The organism is Scytonema sp. HK-05 (assembly GCF_963872035.1).
Taxonomy (GTDB): domain Bacteria; phylum Cyanobacteriota; class Cyanobacteriia; order Cyanobacteriales; family Nostocaceae; genus Kalymmatonema.
This window is the reverse complement of the sequence record NZ_CAWMYC010000146.1, coordinates 38,007-51,600: the sequence shown is the minus strand read 5'-3', so window position 1 is coordinate 51,600 and position 13,594 is coordinate 38,007. Positions and strand designations below refer to the sequence as shown.

Genomic DNA, 13,594 nt, shown 5'->3' with positions numbered 1-13,594 from the left:
AAGATTTAGCAGAAGTCATTGCTCGCTCTCCTCAAGTATCCATAGCACAGAGAGACATAGTTCTTACTGCAATTTGGGTTTGTGCTGCTGATGGAGAACTTCATGAAAAAGAGAAGATAAAAATTCGGCAAATCGCGTCTATTCTAGGGGTAGAAGAAGAAATAGTAGAGCAGTTAGAGCAACTACAACAAGAAGAATCAGCACTACAGCAAAAGCGTATTAAGCTCTTATATCCTGAGAAAAGCCCCTATTAATCATCTGGCGTTGCTGATTGCGATATGAGTATTGGTGTAGAGATGCGTCAAACAGCCTGTCTCTACAAGGTTTTGAAATTACACAAAATGGTTTTCCTACCTAAATTTAGTAATGCCATCTTCCCTTGATTGAAAATTGACAAGAGTTAATTGCGTAGATTGAATTAGGAGGAAAATTGCTAGCTTTTAAGATATATCCAAAACTTTACCAGAGTTTAAGAAAAGGTTGGGAAGATTTTAATAGCAGCCAAGAATACAAGTTATTTCATGATTTTTTTGAATTTGTTTTACAAGCAGGCTTTGACGAAAGTCAATACAGAAAATCTATTCCCAACCCAGCTTATGATAATGCTGCTAAAATCATTGGAAAGTATTTTTTGACAACAGCAAGACAGTTTGAAATTTACTTTGACGAGATTTTTCCTGGTAATTTTTCTATATCTGAGGAAGGTGATATAGAAGATTTTGTTATTCGAGTGTTTTATTTAACTGCTTTTTATAGAAATCAACCTTTATGCCTTTTATCAATTAAATTTCCTCATTATCATGAAAATTTTGGCTTTCCACTACCACCAGAATTAGAGATAGTAAAGTTGTACGAGAATTGGGAATAGTAGACGCTTGAAGCCAGCGACTGAAAATTTTTGACCTATAAATGTTTGCTGAAAAGAAAATTCTATGATCTTTAGCAGTCCATACCCTGACATTTCTATCCCTGAGCAGCCACTGACAGAATTTGTATTGCAACGAGCAGTAGAGTTAGGGGATAAGCCAGCCCTCATCGAAGGGTTGAGCGATTGCGCAGAGCGCAGCGGCAAAGCCGAACGCATATTAACTTATGGACAACTGGCAGACTCCATTGGTCGAGTTGCTTCTAGCTTGGCGGCGCGTGGCTTCTCCAAGGGTGATGTTTTCGCAATTTACAGCCCAAATATTCCCGAATATGCGATCGCTTTTCATGCTGTCGTCAGTTTGGGTGGGGTAATCTCTACAGTCAACCCATCCTACACAGCACAAGAGCTTGTATACCAACTGAATCATACTGGTGCAAAATACCTGCTCACAACACCTGACCTTTTAGCTCCAGCATTAGAAGCAGTTAATCTGTCAGAAGTAAAAGAAGTCTTCGTGTTTGGTGAGGCGGTTGGCGCTACTTCATTTTCCGTGCTTTTACATAGCGAAGGAGAAGTACCACAAGTCCACATCAATCCCAAAGAAGATTTGATGGTATTGCTGTACTCTGGTGGTACAACTGGTCTACCTAAAGGTGTAATGCACACCCACTATACATTTGGTGCAAACTTTTACCAATTTCAAAACTGCGAACCAATTACCTCGGCTGATAGACTCATCGGAGTTTTACCGTTTTTTCATGCTTACGGTATGCTGATGCTAAATTACAGCCTTGCTTGCGGTGCAACTATTGTAACGATGCAAGGCTTTGATTTAGAGACATTTCTCAGCCTGATTCAGCAACATCAAATTACTCGTATCCATGTAGTACCACCAATACTGCTGCCACTGGTCAAGCAATCATTAGTAGAAAAATACGATCTTTCCAGCTTGCGGGTAATCACTTCAGCCGCCGCACCCCTGAGTCGTGAATTAATCGCAGAATGTGAAAAACGTCTTCCGCATTGCATAATCAAGCAAATATATGGAACAACAGAAACCTGTGTGAGTCTCTCTGCTCCAGATGAATGTTACAAGACTAAGCCTGGTTCAGTCGGTAAGATCATTTCCAGTGTCGAATGTCAAATTGTCGATATTGATACCCAAAAACCATTAACTGCCAATCAATCAGGAGAAATGTGGATACGTGGGCCACAGGTAATGAAAGGGTATTTAAATAATCCCGAAGCCACTGCCAACGCAATTGACGAAGACGGCTGGTATCACACCGGTGATATTGTCTATGCTGATGAAGACGGTTACGTTTACATCGTGGATCGAATTAAGGAGTTGATTAAGTGCAATGGCTACTCAATAGCGCCAGCAGAACTAGAGGCAATATTGCTGACTCATCCGGCTGTTGCTGATGCCTGTGTAATCAAAAGTCCTCATCCAACTAATGGTGAAGTTCCCAAAGCTTTTGTTGTCCTCAAAAGTGCCGCGACACCAGAGCAAATCATGGAATTTGTCGCTGGGCAAGTTGCATCTTATAAAAGAATTCGTAGGCTAGAAATTGTAGATAAAATTCCTAAGTCAACTACAGGCAAAATTTTACGTCGGCTGTTAGTAGAACAAGAACTGCTCAAAATTGGAGAACAAAGCAAAAATGAACAGCCATTGTCCAAACGAGTGGAGTTTTTGCAACAAATAGATGACGCTTTTGCAGATCAACGTCAAGAACTACTAATTAGTTACATTCAAGAGCAAATTGTCAAAGTTTTAGAAATTGATTCATCTCAATATCTAGATCCAGAAAAGCCTTTAAATGCACTCAGGCTTGATTCTCTCATGAATATTGACTTGAAGAACCGCATTGATACTGAATTAGGAGTCAACATACCAATAGAGATATTTATTGGCAACTTAAATATTAGCCAATTAGCAAATTTAGTACTTCAGCAATTAGCAACGCAAAATACATTTTTTTCACAACCTTATTCAACTGATTTAGCGCCGGATTTAAGTTCAGAAGCTGTTTTGGATTCTACTATATTCCCTGAATATCCAATTGAGTCATTTGTATCTGAGCCTGCGGCTATTTTCTTAACTGGATCTACAGGTTTTTTGGGAGCTTTTTTACTTCAAGAACTACTACTAAAAACCCAGGCACGTGTTTATTGCTTGGTACGTTCTGCTGATACTGAATCAGGGAAGATGAGAATTCAAAATAACTTAGAATCCTATGGCATTTGGAACGAGGATTTATCTGCCAGAATTATTCCTGTTTTGGGTGATTTATCTCAACCGCTATTAGGTTTGTCATCGGCAGATTTTCAAAAGATGAGCAGCCTGATTGATGTGATTTATCACAATGCTGCATGGATAAATTATGTTTATCCTTACTCAGCATTAAAGCCTACCAATGTTTTGGGAACTCAAGAAATTCTCAGATTAGCTAGTCAAACTAAAACCAAGCCAGTACATTACATTTCCACAATCGCGGTTTTTGAATCCCCTGCTTATTGGGGGAAAATCGTCGCTGAATCAGATCCACTTGCTCATAGTGAGGGAATGAAACTTGCTTACTCCCAGAGTAAATGGGTGGCAGAAAAGTTGATGATGATAGCAAGTCAGCGAGGAATTCCAGTTTCGATTTATAGACCACCATTTATTTCCGGTCATAGTCAAACAGGTGCTTGGTATAAAGATGATGTTATCTGTCGTACCATCAAAGGCTGTATACAAATGGGAAACATGACAGATATCACTGATAGATTAGATTTAGCTCCTGTGGACTATTTAAGTCAAAGTATTATTTATTTATCGAAGCAAAAAGATTCACTAGGAAAGGCTTTCCATTTAACTAATCCTCAACCTAGTTCTTGGAGCGAATTGACATATTTTATCCGTTCTTTAGGTTATTCCATTCAGCACATTTCTTATCAAGACTGGCAAATACAATTAAGTAATGCTGTACGTTCCAAAGAAAATCCTTTATATCATCTCTTGCCCTTTTTTCTGAAGAAATTACCTCAAGAGCAACTACCTATTTCCCATAAGTATCAGCAGTTAATAGACCCTCAACTTAGTTGTTCTGCAACACATATCGCGCTTGCAGGTAGTTCTATATCTTGTCCTCCTGTGAATAAAGAATTACTAAATACCTATTTTTCGTATTTCATTCGTAGTGGCTGGCTTGACTTTTAGCACATTTAAATATCTTCAGAAAAGCAGCTGCCAACATAGCATTAATAAAAAACATTAAATGTTTATATTATGTTCAAATTTTCTCCTTGATGTCATCTGTATTTGCGTGCAAAAAATCACCTTAATTTATTACTGAAACAACAGCATCTTGTTCATAAGTCTTGATTAGGTAATTCAGATACTATTTTGGTTTCTATTTGGTATCTATTACCTAGTTTTACAGACTTAGCATCACTCATAAATTATCAAAGAAGGTCAAAATCATGGTAGCGGAACTTAAAACTCAGATTAACTATAATGAAACATTCGTAGCAGGGCAAAAAGATCCGATTATTGTCTTAAATAACTTGTTACAAGCTGGCATTTTTTCTAACTATGTAATGTATCAAGGCAATAATGAAGTTCGCATTGCTGGTAATGAGCTTGCGAGGGTGTCAGTAACCCAAGACTCTGTATTAGTTAATGGTTTAGGAAAATCCTACTCTGAACCAGTGAGCGATCCTTTGAAACAGGTGGAGGCTTTGCTCAATTCTCTAAATATTGAAAATTGGACAGCTTATGGCTATGTTGCATTTGATATAGCTCGATTCTACTCGGCATATTCTAAAGCAATTTCCCAAGAACTGCTCTACTTTTTGATTCCTGAGACTGAACTGCGCTTTACAGAAACAGGAATACATATCAAGACTACTAAGTCATTAGACCAGATTCAAGAACAATTATTGCTTGAGAATGAATTACCAAATTATGAGTTATCTTCCTTAGTAGTTGATTTTAATGATCGCCAAAGTTACCAAAACCGTGTTCAGACTCTAATTACAGCAATTAAACAAGGGAATCTGCAAAAAGCAATTATTTCCCGTTCTGTTAAAGCAACAGGTAATTTAGATATTTTAGGAACTTATGTAGTCGGCTCACAAACAAACAATTCTGCACGTTCCTACTGTCTCAATTTAGAAGATATTCGCGCTGTTGGTTTTAGTCCGGAAATTCTCATGCAGGTAAACGAAGACGGTTTTGTAGTCACTAATCCACTAGCAGGAACTCGACCCCGTGGTGCCGACCTAGAGGAAGACACACTATTAACTGGTGAACTATTTACAGATGCGAAAGAAGTGAAAGAACATGCACTCTCAGCTTGGTTAGCACAAAATGAGATTACCTCACTTTGTTCACCAGAAACCGTACGAGTATTTGATTTCTTGGAAGTCAAAAAGTATAGATGTGTACAGCACTTATCATCACGAGTAGGTGGTAAACTTCTACCCGGATATAGCTTGTGGGATGCGTTAAAAGTGTTATTCCCAGGAATTACTGTTTCTGGGATTGATAAAGAACAAGCCTTAGTATGGATTGACCGTTTAGAAGATGAGCCAAGAGGTATTTATGCTGGTGGTATTGGTTGGGTAGATAGTAATGGTGCGGCAGATATTGCGATCGCTATTCGCTCAGTTTACCAATACGGCAATAGAATTCACTTAAATGCTGGCGCGGGAATTGTGGCAGAATCTGTTCCAGAAAAAGAGTATATTGAGTCAGTTAATAAGATGAATACTATGCTAAATAACTTAGTTTTGGAGATAACCTTTCTCTCGATGTGAGGGAGCATCAGTGCCCTGAATGTGGATATCAGACTCATCGAGATCATGCGGCGGCTGAGATGGTGCTATTGCGTGGACTGAATGTAGTACCCGTGGACAATCGGGGAACGGAAACTGCCCGTGCAGGCGTACTACCGGGGTCGGAAACGGCTAGGCAAGTGCCGAAATCCCGTAAGGGAGCAACCAGGAAAACCAAGAAGTGATTCTTTGGAATCCCCGTCCCTCTATAGGGCGGGGAGGATGTCAATATCCAGAATCCCCTATAGCTTTTGATTCCTCAATGATGACTTGTGATTGTTGTGGAGTCCACCTTTGCGATGGATTTCTGGCAATTTGCTGCTGGGAGAACATTTCCCGGAGAACCATTGCTGGATCTACATATTGTTTGGCATATTTCAGCCCCCAATGAAGGTGAGGACCTGTGGTTCGTCCGGTCATCCCTACCCGACCAATTCTCGTTCCTGCGCTTATTTGCTGACCTTCCCAAATTTGAATTCCACCAGCCCTATCTATGAAATAACGGCGACCCTCTGCGGTTTCAACTTGTCCTTCCATATGACAGTAGGTGTGTTCCCATTCGCCAGACTGAATGACTATATATGTACCACAGGCGTCCTTGTCGCTCACCTTTGTGACTGTACCTGTCCACCAATTACGAATATAACTACCTTGTGGGGCGGCGATATCTAACCCACCATGAAATTCCAAATTTGAGCCACCTGTCGCAGAACGACGGTAGCCAAATGCAGATGTGTATGACTGAAAATTTTCTACAGGAAAAGAGGCTGCTAGCCAATTGTTAGCTATTGCTACCTGCTGAGATTTAAATTTTGGAGATGCTTTTGGCTGGTGCCGATTATATTTAAATTCTACATCTGCTTTGGGGTGGTGCAACTGAGAATTTTTTACAGGACTTGAAGTTGCTTGCCAATTGTTGAATCTTGCTATCTGCTTGGAGTTAAATTCTACAGCTTCAACTGTTTTTGACTTTGACAATAGAGTGATGAAACTTACAACACTCAATCCTAATATAGACAGACTCACTGCAGAAAGTGCTACTGTTTGTCGCCACTGACTCATTTTTTTACCCTCTAGCCGTTAAGTCTATCTGTAAATTGATGTAGAATCCAACCAAAGCAGAAGTTTGAATTTTGATTAGGGATTGACATCTGCTTTTGTTTGTGTTTAGCCTTACCAGAAGAAAAAGCGTATTATTTTTTGCTTATCCATCGCCATATATTACTTGAAAATATTTCTATGTCAAGTCGTTTCAAGTACTATTTTTTGAGCTGTCAAAAGCAGAGGATTCTTAATTGAAAAAAATATGGCATTTAGAGTAAAACAGCTATTTTAGATACTTTTGTGCAGTTATACTTAAGCAATAATTCTTCTTTAAATAGTGAGTGTTAAACTTGCTAGTCATTCCCTGGCAATGATTATAAGTATTGGTGATTACATTTTTTATAGGTATATACTTAGATTGGCAGATGTCAATTTATGCACCATGAATTATACCTGTGAAAGAGTTGCCAATAAGTAAAAATGCTGTTAAGTTTATGCTTAAGATTGCATTAAGAAATTAATCTAGCTTCAATAGAAGCGAAAGCGCACCCTCCACACGAGTTCCACAAGCCATGCTGACCGAAATATTGCCTTTCAGCTTTGAGTTAGACACAATCGCGATCGCCGGAGCAAGTTTGTGGTCTTTGGCGCTGTATTTAGGTTTTTCCTCAGCCAGTGAATGGGTTATCCACCAACTCAACCGCTGGTTTAACTTTGCCGAGCGATCGCTCTACACGAGTCAGTCAGAATTTGAAAAAACAAGGAAAGCGAGAGAATCACAGAATGCTTTTTACGCCTCGCTTTTCAGTATTGTCCCCTTTCTAGTGATTGGCGCTTTATTTAATTGGGGAGTAGAAATCAGTTTAGGTCCAAGCTGGGGAATTAGCATGGGGATACTTGCCTGTATAGGTTCTGGTGTTTATGAACTGGGACGGCGGGATGGAGAATCTTCTGGAGAATGAGATGAGGAAGATGAAAGAGTTATTTCTTTCCCTACTTCCCGTACTTGCTTAATTCTTCTTTCACCAAAGTTGCTAGCTTTTGTGCTGCACCAGCCTCACCTCGGATGCTCCGCAGCTTCGCTTGTATTTGGGCTAATTTTTCTGGATGACTCAGAAAATCTAAAACCATTTCCCCGACTTCTTGGGACTTGAGTTTTCCGACTAGTTCGGGTACGACCATTTCCTGCGCCCAAATATTGGGCCATGCTAGCAAACCTTTTCGTCTCAAAACTAGCCAGTTAATTAGCTTAGCAAAACCGGAACCGACCAAAGGCAAATTTGCCAACAGTCCAGGCAAACCATCCCAAGACCTCATCGCATCTAGCTGTTGCGTTGGTAGCAAAACAATCATCGGCACTGCTAAAGCACCAAGTTCCGCAGTATTTGCACCCACTGTGGTTAAGCAAAGGCTGCACTGGGATAATAAATCGTGTGCAGGTGACTGAGTCCAGAGTTCCACACATAAACCTGTTCCTGTCTTGAGGATAGGATGATCGTAGGGGTACGGCAATGCCGTGCCCCTACCACTGTCATCTGGGACAATCACAGAAGCACCGCTAAAACCAAATGTTTGAACAAAAGAGTTTTTTTCTTGGTCGGCAAAACTAGCTAAAGTTTGTAAATCCAAAGTTGGGGCTACAGGAATCACAAACTTGGTTTGTGGTCTTCTAGCGTGGACATATTCCGCAATTGCCAACGTCAAAGGTACTCCTTGCGTCAATTTTGCCGCCTTTGATCCGGGGAGTACGCCAATGAGTTCAGTAGGAAGTGGAGAGGATGACGAACAGACTCCTAATTTTGAATTTTGAATTTTGAATTTTGAATTGATTTCTCCCCCTGCTCCCTCAGCCTGGGCTTCTTGCATCAAATCTCCCACAACGCTGAACTTGTGGGCAAATTTTTCAGGAACACGTGCAGCCACTTCGGGTTTCATGACTCCAAAGCGGTCAATTAAGTTGTGCCAACGTGCATCCCATTCTGCATAGACAACGGTGCGATATCCTAGCCTTTTGCTGATAACAACGGGGAAAAACTGATCCCCACCCAGGAAAACAACGACACCGCGTTTCCGCCAGTCCCAATTCTCAAATGTCTTTCCCCACAGCAAAAATTGCCAAAAATGCTCTGCTGCTTGCACTCGGTCTACTTCCGGGAAAGACCGAGCAATATCTGCTTCTTTGCCACTAGAATTGGGGCAAGGCGACAAAACCACAGAAATTCTTATTTGATTTCGGTCATCACTTAGTTTTTGCCGCAATGCTTTAACCACTGGGCGCACCCAAGTCGTCACTTCCCCAGGACCATTTGAAAGAATAAGAATGTCAGCGCTCATTGGTCATTAGTCGTTAGTTAGTTGTAGAGACGCGACGCCAGTCGCCTACGGAGGGAGACCCTGCTGCAGCACCGCAGTTTCTTACGGAGGGAAACCCTCCTCCGTTAGCGCTAGCTCCTCGCGGAGCGAGGCACTGCTCGCTGGCTCGCCATGGCACGTCTCTACATGAGTCATTAGTCCATTGTGATTGGTTATTGGTTCCCTTTCTATTGCGAGAATAGAGCAGTTCATCAAACCTTATTAAGATTTATTTACAATAAGCGAGTAAATACTTCGCAAATCTGTCAACAATTTTTACAAATTGTTTCATTTTTTATATCATTTTGTGTCAGATAGACGACAAAATCCCCACTGAGCAAGCATTTTCTGGTAAAAAACTCATATTGCCTTAAGAGAGGAAGTCTGAATGGCTGCTTTTGCCGAAGAGGACTTCTCAAACAAGAACACGCATCAAAGGAGCCGAGGAAGCATGTTCACTCACGTCAAGTCCACCATTAGACATATTGCGCCTGACAACCTGCGGGGGCGTCATTTAATTAAGGTGGTCTATGTCGTGTTAGAGTCCCAGTACCAGAGTGCATTGTCACAAGCGGTTCGGGAAATTAACCAGAATCATCCCAACCTGGCGATTGAAATTAGTGGCTATTTGATTGAAGAACTCCGAGACAAAGAGAACTACGAGGAGTTCCAAAAGGAGATCGCAAGTGCCAATATCTTTATTGCCTCGCTGATTTTTATAGAAGACTTAGCCCAAAAGTTAGTAGCAGCAGTAGCACCACACCGCGATCGCCTAGACGTTGCCGTTGTGTTCCCCTCAATGCCCGAAGTCATGCGCCTAAACAAAATGGGCACCTTCTCTTTGGCACAATTGGGGCAATCTAAGAGTGCAATAGCACAGTTCATGCGAAAGCGCAAGGAAAAATCCGGCGCGGGCTTCCAAGATGGGATGCTCAAGCTGCTGCGGACACTGCCGCAAGTGCTCAAGTACCTGCCAATGGACAAAGCACAGGACGCCCGAAATTTTATGCTCAGCTTTCAGTATTGGCTAGGTGGTTCTTCAGAGAACCTGGAAAACTTCTTGCTGATGCTAGCTGATAAGTACGTATTAAAAGGCGTAGAGACGAAAGGTGGCGCGTCTGTACAATACAAAGCACCAGTTGTCTATCCTGATATGGGGGTATGGCATCCTCTTGCCCCCACGATGTTTGAGGATGTCAGAGAATACCTCAATTGGCACAACAGCCGTAAGGATATCCCCAATGATTTGAAAGACCCGCTAGCACCTTGTGTTGGGTTGGTATTGCAACGCACGCACCTTGTAACGGGTGATGATGCCCACTATGTAGCAATGGTGCAAGAACTAGAATCTATGGGGGCACGGGTTATTGCAGTGTTTGCCGGGGGTTTGGACTTCTCCAAACCAGTGGAAGCATACTTCTATGAACCAACAACCAAAACCCCACTGGTGGATGCCGTAGTATCCTTAACAGGTTTTGCCCTGGTAGGTGGACCAGCACGCCAAGACCATCCTAAGGCAATTGACGCCCTCAAGCGGTTAAACCGTCCTTACATGGTAGCGCTGCCCCTCGTCTTCCAAACAACCGAAGAATGGCAGGATAGCGATTTGGGGTTACACCCAATTCAAGTCGCATTGCAAATTGCCATTCCCGAATTGGATGGGGCGATTGAGCCGATCATATTATCAGGACGAGATGGCACAACAGGAAAGGCGATCGCCCTGCAAGACCGTATCGAAGCAGTGGCACAACGCGCCCTCAAATGGGCTAACCTGCGCCGCAAGCCAAAGTTACACAAGAAGGTTGCCATCACCGTTTTCAGCTTCCCACCAGATAAAGGCAACGTCGGAACCGCTGCTTACCTGGATGTGTTTGGCTCAATTTACGAGGTGATGAAAGCCCTTAGGAACAACGGGTATGAAGTGCAGGATTTGCCTGAGTCTGCCAAAGAGTTGATGGAACAAGTCATCCACGACGCCCAGGCACAGTACAGCAGCCCCGAACTCAACATTGCCTACCGGATGCCAGTTCGTGAGTATGAAGCACTCACACCCTACTCACAAAAGTTAGAGGAAAACTGGGGACCACCTCCTGGACATCTCAACAGCGATGGGCAAAACTTGCTGATTTACGGTAAGCACTTCGGTAACGTCTTCATTGGCGTTCAGCCCACCTTTGGTTACGAAGGCGATCCCATGCGGTTGTTGTTCTCCCGTTCCGCAAGTCCTCACCACGGTTTCGCGGCTTACTACACTTACCTAGAACAGCTTTGGCAAGCCGATGCCGTACTACACTTCGGAACTCACGGTTCCTTGGAATTCATGCCAGGGAAGCAGATGGGGATGTCTGGAGAATGTTATCCAGATAACTTGATTGGCACAATTCCCAATCTCTACTACTACGCCGCAAATAACCCCAGCGAGGCGACAATTGCCAAGCGTCGCAGCTACGCCGAGACAATTTCCTACCTGACTCCTCCAGCGGAAAATGCTGGTTTGTACAAAGGTTTGAAAGAACTCAGCGAGTTGATTGCTTCTTACCAAACCTTGAAAGATAGCGGACGCGGTATTTCCATTGTCAACACCATCATGGATAAGTGCCGGATGGTGAACTTGGATAAGGACATTGCCCTGCCAGAGACAGATGCCAAAGATATGACCGCTGAAGAGCGGGATAATATCGTTGGCTTGGTGTATCGCAAGTTGATGGAGATTGAATCGCGACTGTTGCCATGTGGATTGCATGTGATTGGTAAACCACCGACCGCTGAAGAGGCGATCGCAACTCTCGTCAACATTGCCAGCTTGGATCGTCAAGAAGAAGAAATTCAAAGTCTCCCCCGTATTATTGCCAACAGCATCGGGCGCAACATCGACGAGATCTACCAAAACAGCGACAAAGGCGTTTTAGACGATGTCCAACTGCTGCAAGACATCACAATGGCAACCCGTGGGGCAGTTTCCGCCCTTGTGAAAGAGCAAATCGACGCGGAAGGACGAGTTTCCCGCGTTTCCAAGCTCAACTTCTTTAACATGGGCAAAAAAGAGCCTTGGGTAGAAGCACTGCACAAAGCAGGTTATACCAAGGTGGATGTCACAGACTTAAAACCGCTGTTTGAGTATCTGGAATTCTGCTTGCAGCAAGTTTGCGCTGATAACGAATTGGGAGCATTACTCCAAGGGTTAGAAGGCGAGTACATCCTCCCCGGTCCTGGTGGCGACCCCATCCGCAACCCGGATGTCTTGCCCACAGGTAAAAATATACACGCCCTTGATCCGCAATCCATCCCCACAACGGCTGCTGTCCAATCGGCAAAAATCGTTGTAGATCGACTGCTGGCGCGTAACAAAGCAGAAAATGGCGGTCACTATCCCGAAACTATCGCTTGTGTGCTTTGGGGAACCGATAACATCAAAACCTACGGGGAATCCCTGGCACAAATCATGTGGATGGTGGGAGTGCGTCCAGTTCCCGATGCCCTTGGACGGGTGAACAAGTTAGAATTGATACCTCTAGAAGAGTTGGGACGCCCACGTATTGATGTCGTTGTCAACTGTTCTGGTGTCTTCCGCGACTTGTTCATCAACCAAATGAATCTTCTGGATCAAGGGGTGAAGATGGCGGCGGAAGCCGATGAACCACCATCAATGAACTATGTTCGCAAACACGCCCTCGAACAAGCAGAGGAAATGGGGATCAACCTGCGCCAAGCAGCGACTCGCATCTTCTCCAATGCTTCTGGTTCCTACTCGTCAAATATCAACTTGGCGGTGGAAAACAGCACATGGGACAGCGAAGCCGAGTTGCAGGAAATGTACCTCAAGCGGAAATCCTTTGCCTTCAGTGCCGATAACCCCGGTACGATGGAAGAAGAGCGGCAGATTTTTGAAAGAACTCTGAAAACTGCTGAGGTCACTTTCCAAAATCTCGACTCTTCCGAGATTAGCTTGACCGACGTTTCCCATTACTTCGACTCTGATCCCACCAAAGTTGTGGCAAGTTTGCGGGGTGATGGCAAAACACCAGCATCCTACATCGCCGACACCACCACAGCTAACGCTCAAGTCCGCAGTTTATCAGAAACCGTGCGTCTCGATGCCCGTACCAAAATGTTAAATCCCAAGTGGTACGAGGGAATGCTGTCTCACGGTTATGAAGGCGTGCGCGAACTCTCCAAGCGGTTGGTAAATACGATGGGTTGGAGTGCGACTGCTGGTGCTGTTGATAACTGGATATACGAGGACGCTAACGAAACCTTCATCAAAGATGAAGAGATGCGTCAGCGGTTGCTGAACCTCAACCCCCATTCTTTCCGCAAGATGGTTTCCACCTTGTTGGAAGTGAATGGTCGTGGTTATTGGGAGACGAGTGAGAACAATTTGGAATTGTTGCGCGAGTTGTACCAGGAGGTTGAGGATCGGATTGAGGGAATTGAGTAGGTTATAACCGTGTAAACACGCCAAATGTAGAGACGCGCCATGGCGCGTCTTTACACAATATCGCGCGT

At 43.4% G+C, this 13,594-nt stretch carries 9 protein-coding genes; 7 read left to right on the top strand and 2 right to left on the bottom strand.

Translation table 11 applies throughout. The features are described from left to right. The 5 genes from AACT52_RS33390 to AACT52_RS33370 all read left to right on the top strand — a co-directional run. The coding region (locus AACT52_RS33390) for a TerB family tellurite resistance protein (RefSeq protein WP_198941036.1) at positions 1–254 on the top strand (254 nt) is incomplete at its 5' end. A 176-nt stretch (positions 255–430) separates the two neighbouring features. Beyond that, positions 431–868 (top strand): hypothetical protein, encoded by a 438-nt coding sequence (locus tag AACT52_RS33385; RefSeq protein ID WP_073634896.1) that lies wholly within the window; start codon positions 431–433, stop codon positions 866–868. A gap of 64 nt (positions 869–932) precedes the next feature. After that, on the top strand, positions 933–4,073 hold the full coding sequence (locus AACT52_RS33380) for a thioester reductase domain-containing protein (RefSeq protein ID WP_073634895.1): 3,141 nt from the start codon (positions 933–935) through the stop codon (positions 4,071–4,073). A 263-nt stretch (positions 4,074–4,336) separates the two neighbouring features. Then, a complete protein-coding gene (locus AACT52_RS33375; protein ID WP_073634894.1) occupies positions 4,337–5,674 on the top strand; it encodes a salicylate synthase in 1,338 nt (445 codons plus the stop codon). Continuing rightward, positions 5,671–5,877, top strand: coding sequence for a hypothetical protein (locus AACT52_RS33370; RefSeq protein ID WP_073634893.1), 207 nt, complete (start codon positions 5,671–5,673; stop codon positions 5,875–5,877). Before AACT52_RS33375 ends, AACT52_RS33370 begins: the two co-directional genes overlap by 4 nt. A 40-nt stretch (positions 5,878–5,917) precedes the next feature. On the opposite strand, the gene AACT52_RS33365 is transcribed toward AACT52_RS33370, so the two are convergent. Continuing rightward, positions 5,918–6,754: a M23 family metallopeptidase gene (locus AACT52_RS33365; RefSeq protein WP_073634892.1), complete on the bottom strand. Its 837-nt coding sequence runs from the start codon at positions 6,752–6,754 to the stop codon at positions 5,918–5,920. Positions 6,755–7,308: 554 nt separating this feature from the next. Between AACT52_RS33365 and AACT52_RS33360 the strand changes: the two genes are divergently transcribed. Next, positions 7,309–7,698 (top strand): hypothetical protein, encoded by a 390-nt coding sequence (locus tag AACT52_RS33360; RefSeq protein WP_073634891.1) that lies wholly within the window; start codon positions 7,309–7,311, stop codon positions 7,696–7,698. Positions 7,699–7,729: 31 nt separating this feature from the next. Here the strand turns inward: AACT52_RS33360 and AACT52_RS33355 are convergent, their stop codons facing one another. Next, positions 7,730–9,070, bottom strand: coding sequence for a lipid-A-disaccharide synthase (locus AACT52_RS33355; protein WP_073634890.1), 1,341 nt, complete (start codon positions 9,068–9,070; stop codon positions 7,730–7,732). A 469-nt stretch (positions 9,071–9,539) separates the two neighbouring features. Between AACT52_RS33355 and AACT52_RS33350 the strand changes: the two genes are divergently transcribed. Continuing rightward, the gene (locus tag AACT52_RS33350) at positions 9,540–13,526 is read left to right on the top strand and encodes a magnesium chelatase subunit H (protein ID WP_073634903.1); all 3,987 of its coding nucleotides are present in this window, start codon (positions 9,540–9,542) and stop codon (positions 13,524–13,526) included. The last annotated feature ends 68 nt before the right edge of the window (positions 13,527–13,594 follow it).